The sequence below is a fragment of the Bradyrhizobium sp. RD5-C2 genome (assembly GCF_019972155.1).
GTDB lineage: Bacteria > Pseudomonadota > Alphaproteobacteria > Rhizobiales > Xanthobacteraceae > Bradyrhizobium.
The window spans coordinates 231,627-252,408 of sequence record NZ_BOVL01000011.1 but is presented as its reverse complement, the minus strand read 5'-3'; the positions used below and the strand labels follow the sequence as shown (position 1 = coordinate 252,408).

The 20,782-nt window shown below is 60.3% G+C and carries 15 protein-coding genes; all 15 read right to left on the bottom strand.

What is annotated here, in order from left to right:
- Positions 1-2 precede the first annotated feature (2 nt).
- Positions 3-1,181, bottom strand: a complete 1,179-nt coding sequence (locus tag BraRD5C2_RS13935) for a glycosyltransferase (RefSeq protein WP_223969182.1) — start codon at positions 1,179-1,181, stop codon at positions 3-5.
- A gap of 12 nt (positions 1,182-1,193) precedes the next feature.
- Positions 1,194-2,741: a glycosyltransferase family 4 protein gene (locus BraRD5C2_RS13930; RefSeq protein WP_223969180.1), complete on the bottom strand. Its 1,548-nt coding sequence runs from the start codon at positions 2,739-2,741 to the stop codon at positions 1,194-1,196.
- 22 nt (positions 2,742-2,763) lie between these two features.
- A complete protein-coding gene (locus tag BraRD5C2_RS13925) occupies positions 2,764-4,221 on the bottom strand; it encodes a glycosyltransferase (RefSeq protein ID WP_223969179.1) in 1,458 nt (485 codons plus the stop codon).
- The gene (locus BraRD5C2_RS13920; RefSeq protein WP_223969177.1) at positions 4,218-5,636 is read right to left on the bottom strand and encodes a glycosyltransferase family 4 protein; all 1,419 of its coding nucleotides are present in this window, start codon (positions 5,634-5,636) and stop codon (positions 4,218-4,220) included. Before BraRD5C2_RS13920 ends, BraRD5C2_RS13925 begins: the two co-directional genes overlap by 4 nt.
- A gap of 47 nt (positions 5,637-5,683) precedes the next feature.
- On the bottom strand, positions 5,684-7,630 hold the full coding sequence (locus BraRD5C2_RS13915; protein WP_223969175.1) for a glycosyltransferase: 1,947 nt from the start codon (positions 7,628-7,630) through the stop codon (positions 5,684-5,686).
- Between the two features lie 78 nt (positions 7,631-7,708).
- Positions 7,709-9,169: a glycosyltransferase gene (locus tag BraRD5C2_RS13910; RefSeq protein WP_223969173.1), complete on the bottom strand. Its 1,461-nt coding sequence runs from the start codon at positions 9,167-9,169 to the stop codon at positions 7,709-7,711.
- Positions 9,170-9,190: 21 nt separating this feature from the next.
- Positions 9,191-10,324 (bottom strand): DegT/DnrJ/EryC1/StrS family aminotransferase, encoded by a 1,134-nt coding sequence (locus tag BraRD5C2_RS13905; RefSeq protein WP_223969172.1) that lies wholly within the window; start codon positions 10,322-10,324, stop codon positions 9,191-9,193.
- Positions 10,325-10,388: 64 nt separating this feature from the next.
- Positions 10,389-11,543: a class I SAM-dependent methyltransferase gene (locus tag BraRD5C2_RS13900; RefSeq protein ID WP_223969171.1), complete on the bottom strand. Its 1,155-nt coding sequence runs from the start codon at positions 11,541-11,543 to the stop codon at positions 10,389-10,391.
- 51 nt (positions 11,544-11,594) lie between these two features.
- Positions 11,595-12,650: an ATP-grasp domain-containing protein gene (locus BraRD5C2_RS13895; RefSeq protein WP_223969170.1), complete on the bottom strand. Its 1,056-nt coding sequence runs from the start codon at positions 12,648-12,650 to the stop codon at positions 11,595-11,597.
- Entirely contained in the window at positions 12,647-13,342 is a 696-nt protein-coding gene (locus tag BraRD5C2_RS13890; protein WP_223969169.1) for a metallophosphoesterase family protein, read from the bottom strand. The genes BraRD5C2_RS13895 and BraRD5C2_RS13890 overlap by 4 nt, the downstream gene beginning before the upstream one ends.
- Positions 13,343-13,344: 2 nt before the next feature.
- Positions 13,345-15,882 (bottom strand): GNAT family N-acetyltransferase, encoded by a 2,538-nt coding sequence (locus BraRD5C2_RS13885; protein WP_223969168.1) that lies wholly within the window; start codon positions 15,880-15,882, stop codon positions 13,345-13,347.
- Positions 15,879-16,706, bottom strand: coding sequence for a class I SAM-dependent methyltransferase (locus BraRD5C2_RS13880; protein ID WP_223969167.1), 828 nt, complete (start codon positions 16,704-16,706; stop codon positions 15,879-15,881). The genes BraRD5C2_RS13885 and BraRD5C2_RS13880 overlap by 4 nt, the downstream gene beginning before the upstream one ends.
- Positions 16,706-18,019 carry an ABC transporter ATP-binding protein gene (locus tag BraRD5C2_RS13875; RefSeq protein WP_223969166.1) on the bottom strand — a complete coding sequence of 438 codons (1,314 nt, stop codon included), beginning with the start codon at positions 18,017-18,019 and terminating at the stop codon, positions 16,706-16,708. Before BraRD5C2_RS13875 ends, BraRD5C2_RS13880 begins: the two co-directional genes overlap by 1 nt.
- A complete protein-coding gene (locus BraRD5C2_RS13870; protein WP_223969165.1) occupies positions 18,009-18,872 on the bottom strand; it encodes an ABC transporter permease in 864 nt (287 codons plus the stop codon). The genes BraRD5C2_RS13875 and BraRD5C2_RS13870 overlap by 11 nt, the downstream gene beginning before the upstream one ends.
- A gap of 27 nt (positions 18,873-18,899) precedes the next feature.
- A complete protein-coding gene (asnB, locus tag BraRD5C2_RS13865; RefSeq protein ID WP_223969164.1) occupies positions 18,900-20,771 on the bottom strand; it encodes an asparagine synthase (glutamine-hydrolyzing) in 1,872 nt (623 codons plus the stop codon).
- Positions 20,772-20,782 lie beyond the last annotated feature (11 nt).

Sequence of the window (20,782 nt, the reverse complement as noted above, 5' to 3'; positions counted from 1 at the left end):
ATCTACTCGACCTCGGCGCCCGCCGGCGCCAGCACGAACTTACTGTCAGGGCTGCGATAGGCTTCGATCATCGCCCCGGCAATATGATCAGGATCATGCCATCGCTCGACATAGCGACGAGCCCGCTTCCCCAGCTCCGTCCACTCGGCGCGACGTTCGAGAATGGCCGCGAGATCTTCCGTGAGCCGCCCGGGATCGACGTTCAAGATCGCAAGATCATCCCGCATGGCCTGCGGGACGAACTGCAGGTCGCTTTCCCTGATGTAGCCTACCACCGGCTTTCCCATAGCCATCATCTCGACGGCAAAGCCGCCGTACCAACCCGCAAGCACCTGGTCAATGGCAAGATCGGCGGACCTGTAAATGGCCATCGCCTCCTCATGGGTTTTCTTTTCGACCAGGATCAGCTCGAAGTCGAACCGGGATTTCAGCCGCTCCAGCGCATCGAGTATCATCTGAGTGCCCTTGATACTCGGATCGCTCGGCGCGTGGACAATTCTCGGCCTGCCTTCAGCGCGGGGATACTGGGGAGTGAAATGACCGATCTCCACGTTGGCGTAAGGCAGGAACTGGCCTCCCGGAACGACGTGCCCCAGCTCCGGATTGAGATAGAACACGCGGTCAAACAGCGGAAGCACGCGATCGATCAGGCGGGACCGGCGCGCATCCAGCGACGTGACGCAAGTTTCATAGGCGGAGCAACGCCCGCTGGCGCACATCGTCCACGCGTTTCGCCGGTTGCCCTCGCCCGCCAGCCTTGCGTCGCAGCCCTGCAGGGTCATGAACCGCTTCTTGCCCAACCCCTTGGCCAGCTGGAGATCGATCGTCACGAGCCGGTTTAGCAGCGGCCCCATCCGGCCTATGCCCTCGAACGCATAGCCTGGATACAGGAACGTCGTTCCAAAATAGTAGTGCAGCACGTCGTAGCGCAGCAGCGCTGACAACCCGAACCACGCGCTGCGGGCCACCTTCTGAAAGTCAGTTGCCGTGTCGTCATACAGAACCTTGTCGGCCGGGTATCGAAACCAGGTTCCGCTTCGGATGACCAGGTCGCTCGTGTTTCCGCGCCGGCGCTCGGCACGCGAGAGTGACCAGGGCTGATTGCCGATATTGAAGGGACCGTGAAGGATTTTCATCTTGCTGAGCGAATGTAACGATCTGTGCGCGTCGCTGTCATGCATCGCAATGGCGGTTCAGGTCCGAACGGATTCGATCTGCCGTCGATACGCTGCCAACTGCAACTCGACGATTCTCGCCGCGGAATGATACTTCTGGATCCAGGCTGCTCCGGCAGCACCGAGCCCATGCCGGTCATCCTGATCCGCGACGATCTTGCGAAGCGCCTCGGCGATCTCACTCTCCGTCGATGCCGACAAAGTGGGAGGCGCTTCGGAAAAGAACTCTTCGGTCGTCCCCGAATCCACGTTGGTGATGACGCGCCTGCCAAGCGCGAGCGCCTCAAAGGTAATTCCACCGAACGATGGCAAAACGAACTGATCCAGCACAGCGTGGCTGCGGAGATACGTCCTCCACAATTCCGGTTTGCGCATCGGCGCAAGCCACTGCACCTTATCGTCGAGCCCCAGACTTCGTATGAGCTCCCGCGAGGCGTCAAGGTCGCGTCCCCAGGCGATCATCGCAAGACGCAGCGCCGGCGCCTGCTGCGCAACGCGCGCGAAGGCGCGGATCAACCGGTCATTGCCCTTCACCAGGCTGGGGTCCGCATCCCGCCAATCCTGTCGGGTCGGATGAAAGACAACGACCTGGTCGTCGGGCGGCCTGATCGCGCTGTTTCTCGCCCCGAATTCAACGAGCTTCGTATCGTCGAACGCATGCGGAAGCGGCGTGATCCGATCCGGCGGCACGCCAAGCCGTCGTGCGGCAGGCACGCAATCGATGTTGGTGACGAAGACATGGTCGGCTCCGAGGAATACCGTGGCGGTGAGCCGCCCGAGGCCGTCGTCCTGAAACGGGATTGCGCGCAACGTTCCATGCTCATATGCAAAATAGGGGCGGTGAGCGAGCAGCGGCCAGGCACCGTCGGTGGCGTAGGCCTGGATGACGTCAAACTGATCCAGCAGGCCCGTCAGCGGCGCGAGCCGCGCGCGGTAGCTGCCGAAGTCCGCGGCGCTCGGCGGAGAACCCGGCGCACGCCCTTGCCGCCAGACATCAACGAGCCGCTGCTGCTCCGGGTCATCCTTTGCCAGAACGCGTCGCATGATGATGTCGCGCGCCATTGCGGGGGAGCGACGGATCCTCCGCCTTATTTTCTGGCCAAGACGGATCACGCGGGCAGACGCTCGCTGCGAACACACGGACTGCCGGGCCCGATCCAGCGAGCGTCGGAATTCCTCGGCAAGCTCCGGCTGCCCGCCAACTTCAGCGCCGATCATTGCGCAACACAAATTCAGGGGTCCAGAGGCAAACCATCGCGGCCGCTGGTAACCTCCGAGATCGACCCCGGTCCAGTCCGGAAAGAATGGATCTCCGAGATCTCCCTCAAACGTCGCCTCCTCCCATTCCGGGGAAGCCATGATGTGGTAGTTTTCGTAGGCAATGACATAGGCGTCGATGCCGTGCTGGCGCTGGATCCTGGCATTGTTGAATGCGTTGTTCGCGATGTTGCCGAGGTGCAGCACGCGCAGCGCTCGCCCATGCTGTTCCTGGAAGCGCCGATGCCAATCGAGCCCTTGTGGCGGCGGCGCGTGCGCGATTACGCCTGGCGTGTCGACCGATGTCACCGGAGATGCCCTAGCGACCCGATCATCGGGGTGACGTCCCGGCGAGCGCACCGAGACCTTCCGTAACAGGCTGCCTCGCGATCAGGAATGGATGCTGCCAATTCCTCACCAGGGGAATAGTGCTGCGCCGGGCTTCCTCCTGCTCCTGCTGGCGCCGAATGCGATCGACGACAGCAGGCGGAAAGTTTGCCGTGTCCCGATAGAGCTGTCCAAGCCGCGCAGCGATCGCCGATATGCCGTGCCATCGCTCGACGTAGCGCCGGCCCTGCTCGCCGATCGTACGAAGGCTATCCCGATTGCGGATCACCCACAGCAATGCCTGCTCAAGTTCATCCGGCGTTGCGTTGATGATCGGGCATTCGTCCGGCGCCTCGACCAGATCCGGACTTCGCACGAAGCTCAGGACCGGCTTGCCGAGCGCCATCGCCTCGAGCGCGGTGTAGCCGTAAGCACCGCCGATAAACTGATCCGCCACGATGTCGGACTGGGCGAACAGCGCGAGAACCTCGCTGTTGGGAACGCCTTGTACCTTGCAGTATTCGATGTCGTATCCCTGCACCTTCAGCCTGTCGATCGTCCGCTCCAGGTATTTCGAGCCCTTGAAGTGCGTGTGGTTTGGCGCGTGAGCGATGCGAAGGGGACCGGATGGCGGGGTATCCGGGAGAACTGCATTGAACCGATCCAGATCCAACGGCCAGTAATTGATATGTTTTGCCTCAGGCATGTAGGTCAGCATGTCGCCGAGCGAGACCAGGGCCGTTACGGACTTGGTCAACTCGGAAACATAGTGTTGAGCCTCTGCGTCGTGACAGGTGCAATATTTGGGCGGCTCCGTGCAGTCGACGCAGAAATTCCATCTGCCGAGGGCCAGGGTCGCAAGCCTGGTACGAACATCGGCACCGTACGCATAAACATAGACCCGCTTGCCGGCCCGCCGCAGAGCGGCAAGCTCCTCGGAATTGATCTGCAAACGCTCGGTCGAATCGAGCAACCCGCGGTCGGCGAAGAAGTGAAACACATCATACCGAACCAGGGCCCACGCGAGCACCAAACGCTGGAACGCGAGCCCCAGGCCAAACTTCACTGCCAGGACGTAAGGCCGTTGGAGATTCAGATCGAAGCGAGACGTTATGACGTAGGTGACGTAGACAAGAGAGGTCGATCGAAAGCCGAGCGCCCGATCTGCCCTGGCCTTGAGCTGCAGGGTCAGGATCGGTGTTACACCCCACAAGCTCCTGGGCTCTCCGCGCCGCAGGCGCACGGCTCCAACTGCCGGAGCGAGCCAAATCGCGAGGTTCAGAACGACAATCGAAAGTGCAGTCGCGACCAGGCCGAGAAGCTTCCGCGGCAGCGCCCGCAGTTTGCGGCAGACGATTGTCCACCCACCCGGCGATCTCGCAATCGACCAGGTCGTTAGCATCCACCTTCGAACGCTCAGCGGCAATACGAGCCGCGCGAGCGATCTCAGTCGATCTCTCATTGCGTGTATCCGCGTTGCGGCGGCTTTTTCGGCGAAAAGCTGTCGTAGAGCGAAACGACCTTCCGCCACTCCGACTTTGCATCCAGCTTTGCGAGGGTCTTCCGCGTATTGGCGGTGAAGGCCGCCCGGAGCGCCTTATCCTGAACCATGCGGTTGATCGATTCAGCGATGGAACGCGGATCGTAAGGATCAAACGTCAACCCGACCTCGTTCTCCACGACGAGACGCTTCGCCTCGGCGTAGTGCGCAACGAGGACGGGAAGATCGGCGGCGAGGTACTCAAAGATCTTGTTGGGAAGCGCAAAGGTGAAGTTGCGGCACAGGGCCGGCAACGTCCAGATCCCGGCATCTGCCCCTCGGGCGGCCGCAACAACGTCCTTCGATGGCACCGGCGGAGCAAGCAGGACCCTGCCCTCCACGCCGCTGCGCTGCGCCAATTCCAGATAGTTGGGGCCAAACAGATCCAGAGACGGCCCCCGAATGACGAAAACACAATCAGGTGCATAGGCAAGGGCTTCAATAATCGGCTCGATCAGGCGCGTCGGGCCGGTTCCCCCCTGCCACAGCAGAACGAACGTCGATTCCGGTAGCCCCAGTTGCTGCTTCAGCGGCAGATACTCACGCGACGGCGTGACCGCGATATCGGGAATGTTGCGGACCACGACGGGACGGCTACCGCCGAGTTCCGCCTTCATTGCGTCCGCAATCGAGTCACATACAGTGATCGTGGCGGACGCCTCGTTAAGACAACGAACTTCCAACTCCTGAAGCGTCCGCTTCCACTCGGGAGGATACGGCGCCCAGGCGGACTGCTTCGTATCCCAATGAACATTCTCCGAAAACCACTCGTGGAAATCGACCACAAGGTGCGCGCCTCGGTACTTTGCAGCCGCCATCGCGGCGTAGGCGGTGGAGAGATCATGCGCATGGAACGCAAATGGCTTCCGCTTCACCGCTTCCAGGTAAAGCTGTTCCGCAAAGTAGCCCGGCTGCTCGCTCATGAACGTCGCAGCCGTCCAATCGGCATGCTGAATATGAACGCGCGGTCCCCAATCAAGATTGAAGGTTGCCCCTGCCCCTTTCGTAGGTTCGGGACAGATCACCGTCACGTCATATCCGGCGGCGCCGAGGGCACGGGCTTCTCGTTCAACTCTCGGGTCCACGCGTAGATCGGAGACGACAAGCATCACCACCTCGCGACCAGAGGCAGATCTGCCAATCTGCCTATTGCGCGACGTAGCATCACCCGCAGCGGACATCTTCGGGATTCGAGCCTGCGCGAACTGCGCACGACGGATCACAAGCCCTGAGACCAGCGCATTCCACCGGCCAAAAAGGAAATAGAATACCGGCCGCAACGCGCGAAAAACGGGAGGATACTGCTTGATCAAGGATGAGATCTGCTTAAGCATCATTCTGTGGCAACTCTAGAAAATCTGCATCGGTGCTGCGGGAAACGCCATCACCACTGACCCACCAGCAAATTGCTATACGCCTTGCACTGGAGAGCAACTATTCTTTCCGCGGAATGGTAGGTCGACATCCATTGAGAGGCAGCCTGGCCTCGGCCTTGGGCATCAAGGGGATCCTGGATGACCTCCCGGATTCGCGCAGCGCATTCCGCGATGCTACCGGCCGCGAGCAACGGCGGCTCTTGGCCGAAAAACATGGCTGTCTGTTGCTGGTCGATGGCTGAAATCAACCGGACGCCCAGCGCCATTGTCTCGAACCCGACGCCCCCGAGAGCAGGAACAACGAATTGGTCAACCACGGCATGCGATACGCAGTAGCGCTGCCATAGCTCCCGTTTGGACATGGTCGGGATCCATTCAACCAGCTCGGAAAGGCCGAGTTCCCCGATCAAATCCTTGCTGTCTGCAACCTCTTGACCCCATTCGACGAATACGAGCTTGAAGTTTCTCGTTTCGCGCGCGACTTCGGCCGCGGCGCGGATCATCACGTCGTTGCCCTTCAGCCAGGATGAATTTCCCCGCTTCCAATGATGCCGCGAGGGACTAAAGAAAATCACAGGTCCACCCGTCGGGGGACTTAGTTCAGGGTGCGCATCGCGGAATGCGCGCAGCTTGTGATTATCAAACGCGTGCGGGAGGTAGACCACCCTATCTTTATTTAGTCCCAACCGCTGGACCGAGGGCAGCACGTCCGAATTGGTTACGAACACCGCGGGCGCGCGCTGAAACGAGATCCGACAGATCAACCCGGTCAGATTGTTCTCGAACGGAATTTCGCGCAGCGTTCCATGCTCATAGCAGCAGAAATTCTTGACGCCGTTCATCATCGGTATCAGGCCGTCGATCGCATATCCCTGGATGATGTCATAGTACAAGAGGACATCCTCGAAGGGCTTTGGATGTATCGTTACATACTCCTCGCGATAACTAAGTGACTGACCATCGAGCTCGGCGGGATCGCTCCTGATTTCATCCAGCAACGTCTCGATTTCCCGTGCTCGCGTGACGGGATCGGACATCGATCGCGCCACGCAGCCGGTTTCCGAGACCGGAATGAACTTGAGCATGACGCGCTCCAGCAGCGCCAGGAAGCTGAGGGTCAGCGAGCGGGCAAGCGCAGACGACCTCTCGCGAATCCCGCCGGTGCGCAGCCAGCGAACATCCTCCCGCAACGCACTGAGGGCGGAGCGCGCCTCCGCGTCAGCTTGCGGACCCCGTCGCGCAATCTTCAACCATGCAGCAGCCGAGATTCTGTCGAGCCAGTTCGTCTTGAATTGACCCGTGCTGGATTCACGTCCGAGCACGCCGTTTGCGACGAACGTTCCAAGCCATATTCTGTACAGGCTGAGAGGTTGCCTGTTCCGATACCAGGACCGCCCCGGTCCGCTGAGCCAGAGCAGGAATCGCAGATGCCGAGGAACATATTTGGCGAGGAAGCCTTTGTCGTCGCCGGAACGAGCGTCCTGAAGGGCGGTCAACTCCAGTTCCAACCATTTCAAATATGCCGTGGATCTCCAACCCGCGTTCCGGGCGCGAAGGTATTCGATGCAAAGCGCGGATGGGCCCTGAACAAACCAACGGGGCCGCTTCCATCCCTTCAGGCTTGTCGCCCACCAATCCGGCCTGAAATGATCCTGCCCGAGCGCCGAGGACCCCTCCTGCAGCGCGCCGTCCTCCCACTCCGGGCACCCCATGATGTGGTAGTAGTTGTAGCACAGCACGTCGGCGTGGATGCCCAGCTTCCGCTGAATGCGGGCGTTGTTGTAGGCGTTGTTGGCGATGTTGCCGATATGAAGAACGCGAAGCGGCCGGCCCATTTTTCGCTGGAAGTCGTCGATCAAGCGCAACGCGCGCGCGTTTTCCGCTTCAATCGCCTGCGTTGAGTCGCTTTGCTTCACCTGACTCTCGAGGCCGGTTTCGACGTAGGGAATTGACACTGGCTTAGGCGTCCCGCGCACGAGTAACGAGTCTGCAAGACCCGTTCCAGTTTTCGAGCAGGGATCGCTTTGACGGCATCACGAGTTCAGCGACTTCGCGCGTTCGGCGAGTCTTGCCTTCAGCGCCCTTGGTAGATCTGCGGTCTCCAAATATAGATCCGCCAAATGCGTTCCGAGCGCCTCTACAGAGTAGTTCTTCCGGACATATTCAGGGCCCACTGCTCCGGCTTTGGAAAGCCGCGTCCGGTCCGAAATGAGCTGATGCAAGACGTCCTTGATCGTATCCGGATTTGCTTCAATGACCGGGCAGCTTTCGCGATCGGCGACCGCTACGCCATCGTGCAGGTAGCAGACGACAGGACAGCCTGATGCCATTGCCTCAACGGCAGTCAAGCCGAAGGATCCGCTGATGAGCTGGTCGACAAGAATGTCGATCTTCTGCATCGCCTCCAGTATTTCATGGTGCGGCTTTCCGCTCAGGAGCAGGAGCTCGACCGCATGACCTTCAGCCTGCAGGGACTGGATTGCGCCTTCGAGATACTTCGTCCCCTTGAAATAGCCGTGGTTCGGAAAGTGGCCCACAACCAGCTTTCCATCGCTTTGCGACCAGGATCGCCGGGGAGAGAATTTACTCACATCGACCGTCAGATACGGCACATTTCGAGCACCCGGAATGAGCTTCATGGCCAGCCCGTGCGCCACCACGGCTGTCGAGTATCCTCTGATGACCTTGAGCATGGCGGCGCCGCCGACATCGTCGCAGACACAATAGACACCCGGATCAGGACATTCGGAGCAGAAGTTCCATTTTCCAAGCGCGAGGTTCTTCTCGCGCGTCCTGTGGTCAGCGCCGTATGCGTAGGTATAAAGCCGCTTGCCGGCCTGACGATATATTTCCATCTCGCGCACCGCGATTCCAAAGCGCGGACTGCCATAGCCGCCGGCCGGCTCAATGATGCCGCGATCATTGTAGAGATGAAAGAAATCGAAATTGGCGATGGCCCAGATCAGCATCAGCCATCGAAGCAGGACCCAGTCCCCGCCACGTTCAGTCACGAGGCGCGCTTGAATTTCCGAGCATACGACGTCAAAGTTCGAAGACGTATGGTAGGTGGTGAACACCAGCGAGCGAGCGTTCACACCGAGAGCGCGATCTGCCGCAACGCCCGCGGTCAGATTGACGATCGGCGTAACCCCCCAGAGCGCGTTCATCTCGCCTCGCAGCAGCCGATCGGCAGCGATCACCCGACAATCGGCCACCAGAGCATCCCAGAAGTCGCGCGCATCAGGGGTTTGATCGGGATTTAGAAATGGTCGCAGCGCATCCAGCATGGACGTGAGGAGTTCGTAATCGCCCTCGGCGGCAACCCGGTTCACATTCTCGAAAATCGCCTGATCTATGCGTCTCCGTTGCGGTGTCGGGGACAGCGCAGCAACGGCTGCGCCAAAATTATGGTTCGTTCGCGCAAGCTGGGAGAGCCTGGCAAAACGCGAGCCCCCCAAAGCGTAGCGAACCGACCGAAATAGCTTCGAAGACACCGGCTGCGTTCCGCACTTGTCTCAAGCGCTGGCTCGATTGATGCAATCAACCACCCGGCGCTGATCTTCCTCCGTCATGTTCGGAAAGATCGGCAATGTGATTGTCGTGTCCTCCGCGAGTGCCGCGTTCGGAAACTGCTCGGGGCGCAGGCCATATTTGTTCTTGTAGTAGCCGAGCCGATGCACCGCATGCGTGCCCGGTCGGGTCTGAATTCCCGCGGCAGCCAGCGCAGACATCACCGCGTTGCGGCGCTCGCGATGTCCGTCAACGATACGAATGACGTAGGATTGGAATGCGTGTCCATCGACGTCGCCGCCGAGCGGTCGCACAATCGAATTGTTCCCGGCGAGCAACTCGGAATAGCGATGGCCGAGACGCCGGCGTTCTGCCAGCAGCCGCTCGAGCTTGCCCATTTGCGCCACGCCGACCGCGGCCTGGATGTCGGACAAGCGCAAGTTGAAGCCGAGATTGTCAAACGTCGCCATCGTCCACGGGCCGTGAGGCTCGATCGACGGATCCGGAGCGCCGGTCGAGCCGTGGTTGCGCTGCGACCGCACGCGTTCCGCAAGATCATCGCGGTTGGTGGTTACGGCGCCGCCCTCACCCGTCGTGACTGCCTTACGCGGGTGGAACGAAAAGCAGCCGATGTCGCCAATCGCGCCAACCAACCTGCCCTTGTAGGTCGTGCCGATCGCGCATGCGGCGTCTTCGATCACCTGAATGCCACGCGGCCGCGCAATGGCCAGGATCTCGTCCATCGGGGCGGCAAGGCCGAACAGGTGGACCGCGATGATGGCCTTCGTGCGTGGCGTAATCGCGGCTTCCAGCCGTTCCGGATCGATATTGTAGGTCGACAGATCGACATCGACGAAGACGGGCTTCGCACCGACGTATTCAGCCGAGTGCGCGCTCGTGACCCAGGTGAAAGCGGGCACGATCACTTCGTCTCCCGGCCCGAGCTTCAGGGCCATGGTCGCCAGATGCAGTGCGGCGGTGCAGGACGTGCACGCAAGGGCATGCTTGACGTCATGCTTCTCTGCGATGAGCCGCTCGAATCGTTCCGTGAGCGGCCCCTGCGTGACCCATTTCGAGTCGAGGCACTCTCGCAGCAACGCAATTTCAGCTTCGTCGAAACTCGGTTCTGTGATGTTCATTGGATCGCTACTCTCGATGCCTGGAATCCGGCGGGGAGTTGAGGGAAAGGTCTTTGACCTGACCTCAGGCCGAATACACTTCCACGCCGTAAGGTGCCAGCTTCGCCTTCACTTGATCGAAATAGACCGGGCTGATCGCCAGCGCCACGTGCCGGATCCCCAGTTCCTTGATCTTGTCGAGACCGCCCACCGGACGTCCGTTCAAGCCGCTTCCCCACGTGGAACGATTTTCATCGAGATAGGCCGCGATCTTCCCGGCGTCGAAGCCGAGGTAGAACGGCGCAAACAAGCCCGACGACCCCAAGCCGAAAATGGCGAATGGCTCGCCGGACGCATCGGCTGCTTTGCGGCACCGATCGATCGCATCCATCGCAACCTTGGCCACGGTCGCGTTCTGATCAACTGTGTGTCGATTGAGTTCTGCCACGTTCGCCGTGTGAGGCTTCGGCGCAGCAATCTTCCTCAGGAGAACAAAGATCGGCACACCTGCCTCTTTCGAGGACACCACATCAAATCCGGCGGCGTGCGCGAGCGATTCCAATGTATAGAGGGTGAGCTTCGAAAGGTGGTCTGCGCAAAACAGATCGTTCGGATTCTTCGCAAAGTTGGGAACGCGAATATAGAAGAGGCCCGCCTCCTTGAGGTGCCTGTGCGCCCACTTCAACATGTCGAGCGGATTCTCGACATGCTCCAGGACGCCCAAGGCGACGATCAGATCGAAGCTCGCCGCCTCAGCGTCGAAATCCTTGTAGTCGCAGCGTCGAAGCAGGGCGGAGGGAAATCTCTTCTGCAGCACGTCGAATGCCGAGCTCGGTTCGAATGCCGCCGCGCGCCAGTCGGGAGATTCTTCAACAAAATGTCCCAGGAAGTCGCCCTTTCCGGCACCAATCTCCAGCACCGATCCGTCGGCCGGCAGATTGGTCATTTCCCTCAGGATCTGGTGCGTGCGTTCCGCTTGAGAGATGGGAGCCGGACCCGAGAAGCTCTGGATGGCCGCGTCCGGGCTCTTCATCATCAGATTGTAGCTGTCCTTATAGAAGGCTTCGGCCCGCCCCCGCGTCCCGCCAGCGTTGAAGATGAGGCCGCATTCCTTGCACAGCCGATTGTCGAGGGATGCCTCGCGAAGCACCATCATGTCTGATGTGATGCAGGTCCCGGAGAAGGACGGATAGATATCACCTAGCTGCGTCGATTCGCATACCGGACATTGCGCTGTCATAAGCTCACTCCTTGTTGATCCGCTGCCGCCTGTCGAGTTCAGAACGCTCACTTAGCCAATCGAATGCTCTTGCAAGCCCCGCAGGATCGTCATTTCCTTGTATGGAAATCGCACCGGAATGTTCTCGCCGTAGACATCTCTTCGAACGAGAATGTCCGGCTCGTTGTATCCAGCCATTGCCCTCAACGAGGTCGTTCCCGAAAATCGGGGATTGATCTCAAACGGAACGACGGCCCCGTCCACGACACGGCACTGCACGTTGATCGGAGCTCTCGGTGAAAGCGAGCCGGCGATTTTCTCGCACGCGCTTCGCACATCAGGCCAGTCGGCAATATGTCCCTGCGAAATGCCGGTCGAGATCACAAGCCGCGATCCGAGATCGGCACGCCCCGACCGGTTGGGGACCTGAGTACGGATCGTCAGGGCGTTGTTGATGACCCGCCTGATCGCAATCGAATTGAGGAGGGCGCCATCCGCACCGAACAGCACGCCGACCGTATATTCGTCGTCCGAGGTTCCGATGTATTCCTGGATGATGAAGGCTTCAGACGTCGCAAGCAGATAGCGCGAGAAGGCCAGCAGTTCCTCGCGCGACTGAACGATGAAGACATTGGCCGACCCGCCGCCGCCGACCGACGGCTTGAGGATTGCCGGCAGGGTCTCCCATTGGTCGAGGTCCGACAGATCGCGCACTTCCATGAAGCTAGGCGCCGACAATCCGCACGAGGCCAGGTGGGCCATCGTTTTCGTCTTGTCCTGACAAACCTCCAGAACGGTCGGTGGATTCACCGGCACGTACAGGCCGTCAGCCTCAAGCGCGGATCGTGCCCGGCTCAGAACAGCCATCTCGGGTTCGGACCCATGAAAGACCGCAACACATTTTTCCGAGTGGGCCAGCGATCGAAGCTCATCCAGATACGCGGGGTGGCTCGCCCGCGGCAATTGCACGAATTTGTTGACGAGGTTCCGGTTGGCACACAGATCGCTCACGTCCGTGCCAACGATGTCGTACTCGAGCTCGCCCAACCGGAGAGCCTTGAGTATCTGCTCGCCGTGACCGCCGCCACCGATCCCCGTCAGCAGAACCTTTGCGCGTCTACTCTTCAAGATTGCACCTCATTCGCTTTGAAATCGGCGCACCTCTCAAGCAAAGAAGCGACCGGGGGCGCAAGCGGGTAACGCGACAGGACTCGACGGCAGGGACCCGAGATATCGAAGCGGATGATCTCTGCGGTGCGCTCGGCTTGATCGAAGATGCAGACCGATCCCCGAAGGTCATTTCCTCGCGGAAGGCCGCAACTCCCGACATTGACAAAGAGCTTGTCCGCGTGCCGCCGCACAAAGGGATGATGCGTGTGTCCCATGAAGACGACGTCTGCGTCGGTCTCCGCATAGTCCGACAGGCTGCTGTCCGGATAGACGTAGCCCTCCAGCGGGTCCTTCGGGCTGCCGTGAACAAACAGGATCGTTCCACGCTCATCGCGGACGGTCAGTTTCGACGGCCAGCTCCCGACAAAGTCGCGCTCATCGTTGCTCAGCAGCGCAAACGTCTCGCGATGACGATAGATCGCCTCACGGTCCGCAGCCGTCGTCTGCCGGACGAGCATGTCGTCGTGATTTCCTCTCACGATGTGGATGCCGCCCGACCGAAGCGCGCTGACAACGCCCTTTTCCGGAATGTACCCAACCGCGTCCCCCAGGAAGTAGATCGCATCGGCCTTCGCCTCCGCCAGGATGGCCAGTGCCAGCTCGAACGCCTCGATATTCCCGTGAGCATCGGACAGAACGCCGAGGCGCATACTCAGTTGCTCCGTCGGCCCAACAGCCGCGCCCAGGAGAAAGCCGGCCGAACGTCAGCCTGCCGCTGCTCGGGACGGCTCTCGAACCATGCGAGGCATTCGCTCATCGTCCAGGGAACGAATCCGTCGTCGACAACCTTGCGAACCGCGTGATGCATCCCGCGGGTCTTGTCGATGTTCTCCGGATGCAGGTTGACGACGATCACTCCAGGGATGCCGCTCTTTCGGATGTCGTCTGCAAGTCCGAAAATGCAATCCGCCGATTGATCATCATTCCAGCCGTGCACGAACACGATCCCGTCGCCGATGGCGGTCAAGATGCTCCAGTGACCGGTAAGCTTGTCATCGAGCAAGAGTCGCGCCGGTAACAGCGAGCCGTTGAGCATGCGGCCGTCGAGCCCGGGCAGATTGGAACTCCCCTTCACGCCGTGCGCATTCCATGGCTCGGCATGCTTCCAATACCCGTCGTTCAGAAATCCATGGTTTCGGACGGTCCGCGCGTCCTCTCCCGTCAGTTGCTTGAACCAGTTGGCCTGTTCCGAGAAGAGCTCGGCGTATTTCTGCGGCTCTTCAAGCGCGTCGGGATGCAGACCCAGTTCGACGCGCCCGCGCGAGTTGAGTTGCGCCAACGTCTCCGGCGTATGCTTGGTCAGCGGATGAAGAAAATATGTAACCGGCAGCGCGCCGAGCGCTTCCAGCTGCTCGGCATACCGATCGAGCGCGGCTTGATCGTCATCGCCCGTGATGACGATCGCGCCCGGCGCCCCATTCGGCAACATCGGAAGCCTGCTCTCACCACACACGCGCGTCAGCGCGTCCGACAAGGCTTCGCACCACCAGTCCGCATGCCGCTCCCGCGGTTCCTCGCCGGCAAGCTGGCCTTCGAAGAGATAGTTTGGCCGCTCCCCGGCAAAGCCCCACATCGCATCCGTAGGCCGCTTGTCGGCGGCCGCAGGATCGCCCTGGCGATACCGAACGAGGTCCGCAACGATATCGGTGCCGGCGAATATGATCGACCCGCCCGCGGACGTACGCAAGCCGAGCCAGGCAGCCCGCCCCTCGTCATCGGTGACGACAGGCACGCCTTCCGCGGCCACAAATCGCATATACGAGTGAAGTGTCCGCAGCCTTTTCCAGGGCTTCTGCCCCGCCATTTCGGCCTGCAGGACCCGCGGAGAATCGACGGCCCTCGCTTCCGACGTGACGGCGAATGCCTTCGCAAAGCCGACGGCCGGCAGCACGGCAACGACGGAGCCGCCGCGACCAAGAAAGTCGGACGCCCGGCTCACGTCCTCGCGCTGCGGACGATACAGGACCAGAGGCCCGCCGTCCGGCGACGCGGAGGCGCCAGGAAATCCGAAAACGCGCAGAAGGTGGGCAACAAATTCGCTACCGGCGCGCGCGGACACAGAAGACTGCGCGGCGCGGTAGCCCACGCCTCTGAGGCTCTCTTCCAACGCGGGCATTTCCCGACGGTATCTTTCCGGGCGACGAAACATGCTTCCCTGAATGATCGGAACCGACGTCGATCCGAACTTCGTCTTGAAGTACGATACTTTCGAGATCGGCCAGTCGCGCGGCACTTCCGGAAACCACGGCCCCAGACGATAGGTTCGGAATCCGGCGCGCTTGGCCCACAACATCGCGTTCCAATGCAGCAAATCGTTGGGCCGAAGCTTCAAGGCATCGGATCGGGCGGCTCCGGCCATGAAGTGCACGGCCGTCTTGTCGCTGAGCACGATCAAACCGGCCAGCCGGACGTCTCGTTCACGCACGAAGAGCAGGTGCGCCCGGCCCTGCGCGAAAAAGCCGTCAAGGACCGCCTCGTAGTAGGAAACCGGCGGCAGCGCCTCTCCCGTCCTCACGGCCGATTCTTCGGCGATTTGCAGGTAGTCCTTCAGCGCCGAGCGATCGGTAGCGACTTCGAACGTAAGACCCGCCTTGAGCGCCTTGCGAACCGCCCTTCGGCACCCTTCGTCCAAATTCGAAAACAGATCGTCTTCGGACTGGTCGAGATCGACCAATTGATCGGCATTGACCGTCGACAGACCCGGGAACGGGCTCATTCCATTTGGACCGAATGCGATTCCGAGCTGGAATCCAAAGTCTGTCACCCAAAAGGGAATTTCCTCACGCGAATCCGCGCGATTGCCTGGCGCAAGATTGTGGGAATTGAGCTGGATGCGATCGACATCGTACAGCTCAGCCAGTCGAAATATCTCGTCCATGGCCGCTGTACGCAGGGCTTTCCTGGTACCACGGTCGATCCGCTCGCTCGTTGCCAGGCCGGTATGACGATGGATCCCTGAGTGCAGAAGGCGCTCGCCAAACGGCGTACCGGTCCCGTCGCTCAGATACAGCGGCTGAATACCGACGATGTCGTCGTTCTCGATCAGGGCGAACGACAGGTTGGCATCGACAAAGAAGCGTTCCTCGATCGACACCCACGCCGTATCGTGGTTCAGCCACGCCTCGGGCGAAGACGCCGCCAGCGCGTTCCAGCGGTCACGACCGACGTCGTGAAACCCGACGATCTTCATTTAGCGACAAATATGACGTTGAAGCGCGTGCCGAGATAGGGATTGCGCGGGTGGATGTCGACTATCTCTGTCTCAACCCGAAGGCGCTTTCCGAGATCGATGAAGTCCTCCTTGAGGAAGTCATACGACACGATTTCCGGCTTAATCTGCGCGGCGGGCGCGTCTTTGGCAAATCCAAGATAGCTCGCAACCTTGGCCAAGGAATTGGGCTTCCGTTGCTTGACCATGGTTTCCAGCGGCGGACGAGCAGCGAGCTGTGCTCCAAATCCAGCCGCCAATTGAGCCGCGATCCGCTGGGACTGTTCTAGTTTGCTCCGGTCGGGCACAGAGCCGATGAGAACGCGCCCGCCAGGGCGCACGACCCGAAGCATCTCTCGAATGATCAATTCGCCGGTCTGAAACTTCGGAAAGTTCGAGAACACGTCATAGCAGAAGGCAGCGTCAAACTCGCGGTCGCCGAATTGCAGATTCTCCCCGGCAGCCTGATGAAACTCGGCATTGGGGAGCTCAAGCCGTCGCGCAACGCCGAGCGGGGTCTCCGCCAGATCGACGCCCACATACTTGCCCACGTTCGGCGCAACGAGCATCGCGAGAAGGCCCGCGGCGCATCCCACCTCCAGAACCCTAGAGTTCTGGTCGAGCTGCATCAGACTCGACATGTGCGATTTCAGATCGGAAAGCAGGTCCTGATCGGTCCAGAGAAACGGATTTCTACCGGCGACGTAGCAGAGGTCATCCAGCGTCGGCTTCTCCGATATCTGCCGAGCGCGAAGCTCAAAGAACGCCTCGAGCTTCTCCTGCCAATCACCATCCGTCATCGTCATCAGCTTCGCTCGATACTACAGGTGAATTTCGGATCATACAGATAATTGAAATGCCACAGTGAATTGCGCGACACCGAGAACTGCGCCGCCTTCTCTACATAATGCAGGATGGCTTCGGCCCCCTTCGGCAGCATGTGCCGGCACAGCGCGGCAGAAATGTAGTATTGCCCTTCGCCAAGAGCGAGCTCGGGCACCTCGTAGATGACGCTGCCGCGTTCCGGCAGACCATCATCTCCATCGAGGAACAGGCCACCGTCGTATCCCTCAATTCCGGTCACCGCCTGAAGGCGCGCGGTATCGATCCGCAGACTTGCGTAGATCTGCTTGTGCTCGGAGAAGCCCGACCACGATACCCGGATGCGAAGCGGCTGCCCATTCTTGACAACGCCGATCGGCTTGCCTTCGACGTCGATCACCTCGACGGCAGTGATCTGCAGGGTGTCGCCGCCAAGCTCGTATTTTCCGGTTTCGGCCGTACTCTCGATCGACTCGCTCAGCTTCTTGGTTTCCCGAAGATTGCGCGCTTCCTCGATATCCCAGACACTCTGCTCATAGGCCTTGCTGACGCGCTGGGCATTGCCGTGCATCAGCACCCGCCCCTTGTCGATCCAGATCGCCTCGTCACACAGCTCGCTGATCAGCCCGCTCGAGTGCGAGACGAACAGGACGGTGGCGCCGCTTTCGCAGATCTGACGAACCCGCTTCATGCACTTGTTGACAAAGGCGGTATCGCCGGCGGCGAGAGCCTCATCGACGATGAACAACTCCGGATCGACGCTGATCGCCGTGGCGAAGGTGAGCCGCGCCTGCATGCCGCTAGAATAGGTCCGGAACGGCTGATCGATCACCTCGGCAAGCTCGCTGAAATCGATGATCCAGGGAACCTTCGCCTCGATTTCCGCACGCGTCATACCCAGGCACATGCCGCCCAGCACGATGTTGTCGCGACCCGACACATCCGGATGAAAGCCGGTCCCCAATTCCAGAATCGCGGACAGCTTTCCGGCCACTTCAACTCGCCCAGTTGTGGCATCCAGCAGTCCGGCAATGATCTTCAGGAGGGTGCTTTTTCCTGCGCCGTTCGGCCCGATGATGCCGACCACGCGCCCGCGCAGCACCTCAAAGGAAACATTCTGGACTGCCCAATGCTCATGGTGCCGGGGCTTTCCAGTGATGATCTCCTTCAGGAAGTCCAACGGCTGCTGATAGAGCCGATAGGCCTTTCCCAGGTCAGTGACGCGGATGGCGCATTGCGGGTCCAGTGACCCGGCAAGCGCGATCAGGTCGCCGGCGTCTCGATTGTCAGAGAGCATTGCCATAGTACGGTTTCAGCTTTTCAAACATGCGGTATCCGAGCCCCAGACTCAGCAGCGCGAATACGAGGGTAACCGCCCAGGCGTACGGATGCTTGAACGAACCGAAGAAAAGAACGTCCTGGTAGACCCAGACGACGTAACTGAACGGATTCGAATAGATCAATGGACGAAGGGCACGCGGCATCCAGTCGGGCAGGTACACCGTCGGCATCAGATACATCGCGATCGAGGTGAAGACCGTGACGATCTCGCGCAGATCGCGAAAGAAGGGCGTGACTGCAGCAAGGGCGAAGCTCAATCCGACCGCAAGAATTGCGTGAACGACAAACACGATCGGCAGCAGAAGGATCATCCAGCTGAGGCCCCCTACATAGGCCTTGTAGACAATGACGAGCGCAAGCGCCGGCAGATGGGGGATCGTTGCGGCAATGGTTGCCGCGATCGGAAGCAGCTCGATCGGGAACACAACCTGCTTGACGAGACTTGCGCTCCCGATCAGGGCTCCGGGCCCGCGAACCAGCGCAGCCTGCAACATCAGCCACGGAACCAGGCTTGCCAGAATGTAGGCAGAGAAATCGCCGGGAAAATCTGTGCTGATCGACAGCTTGCTGCCCAACACGAAGCCGAAGATGAGCAGGTACGTTCCGACGACAACGAGCGGATGAATGAAAACCCACAACGCGCCAAACCCGTGCCGCGCATGCGCAGCGCTCAGGTCACGGTCGACCATCTCCCGCAACAGATCGGGATATCGCCGGATCTGATTGATCGTGGTCCATAAGGCCTGAGAGTTGCGGTATGGCGACAGGCCAACCCGCACCCATCGTGCCGCCGGGAAGAGACCGTTCATCTGCAGCGCGCTCCCATTTGTGCGTGCCTAAAAGCTGCTTTCCATGATCTGCTCGAGATTGAGCAAGGACCAGATCAGCAGCCGCCTGTTTTCTCGTCCTTCCAGATGTTCGTCGACCAGCGAGCGAACGGTCTTTCGGTCGACCAGGTCGTAGATGCGGGCCGTGTTGCTGAAGAGCCTCCGCTTGACGTACTCGATGCTCTCGCCCTTGAACCAGCTGGCATCCGGCGCGGAGAAGCCTTGCTTCTCGCGCTCGGCCACTTCGTCGGGGATGTGCCGGCTCATCATCTTCCGCAAAATCAACTTGCCGTCCTTGGTGCGCTCGTAATAGCGCTGCGCCTTACCGCCGGGCTCGTTCTCGTTGAGGCGAATGACCTCGGTCAGATTGCCTAGCTTCATCTTGGCAGGCAGCTTCATTGCGAAATCGACGAGATCATTGTCGAGAAACGGCACCCGGCTCTCGAGACCATGCGCCATCGCCAGCTTGTCCTCGACGACAAGCAGCCCGTTCAGAAACGTCTTGGCCTCGAAGTAGAGCGAGTGATTGACGTAGTCCTCGGGCCGCCGCAGCTCCGAGGCGTGCTCCTTGAACACTCCCCTGAAGATATCGATCGGCGAGGTCTGCCTGGCCTCATCCCATACCGGCCCCAGCAGCTTCGGCATCGTTCCGCTCGGAACCATGCGCTGCCAGAATCCGAAGTACTTCTCGATATAATGATCGAAGTCGTCATTCACGACGGCGCGGTAGTAACGCCAGGGGTACCCGCCGAAGAGTTCGTCTCCCCCGGTCCCGGTCAGGACCACCTTGCCAAATTTGGACGCGAGTTTTGCCGCATAGAAATTCGGATAGGACTGGCCGACGCGTGGCTCTTCCAGATGCCATGCGAGCTGCGGCAGCGCACGCTCCATGTCGCCGGCCTTCAAGACCATCTCGTAATGCTCGGTCTTGAACAAATACGACATATGCTCGGCCTTGGTCCGCTCGTCGTATCCGAGTTCGACGCCCGAGGCCGAGTTGAGATCGAAGCCGACCGTAAAGGTCCGCATGAACGGCAGTTGGCTCGATGCCAGCGCGGTGATGGAGCCGGAATCCATGCCGCCGGAAAGATAGCACCCGACCTCGACGTCGCTCACGAGTTGGCGGTTGACCGCCTGCCTGAACAGGCGATCGAGCTCGTCGGTCGCCTCGTTCTCGTCGACGGCGTACTCGGGCTCCTCGAAATGGAAATCCCAGTACTGCACCGGCTCGACGGCCCGGCTGTCCAGCGAAATCTGCAGATAACAGCCGGCCGGCAACAGTTTCACGCCGGCAAACAGCGTCCGCTCGGCGAAGAAGTTCTGAAAGCTCAGATATTCCGACAGCCCGCTGATGTCGACGCGCGGCTTGTACTCCGAGAATGCCCGAAAAGCCTTGTGCTCGGAGGCAAACACGAAGGTCTGCCCAAGTTCGGCGTAGTAGAGCGGCTTCACGCCGAAGCGATCCCGGGCCAAGGTGAGCTTGCGCTCCTTGTTGTCCCAGATCGCAAAAGCGAACATGCCGTTGAACTTGAGAAGCGCACCGAGGCCCCACTCGGCGAAGGCGTGCAGCAACACCTCGCTGTCGCCGGAGGAGTTGAAGACGTGTCCCCTCGCCGAAAGCTCGACCTTCAACTCCTTGAAGTTGTAGATCTCCCCATTGTAGGTCAGCACAAATCGGCCGTCGCGCATCTCCATCGGCTGTCGCGCGGCGTCGGTCAGATCGATGATCGACAGCCGGCGATGACCGAGCCCAACGGGACCGTTGCAGTAGTGGCCCTCGCCGTCCGGCCCGCGATGGGCAATGATATCGGTCATTGCCGTCAACGTGGTGATTGAAGCGGGCCGCCCGTCGCGGTGCAGAATTCCGGCTATACCACACATGTCATTCTGGC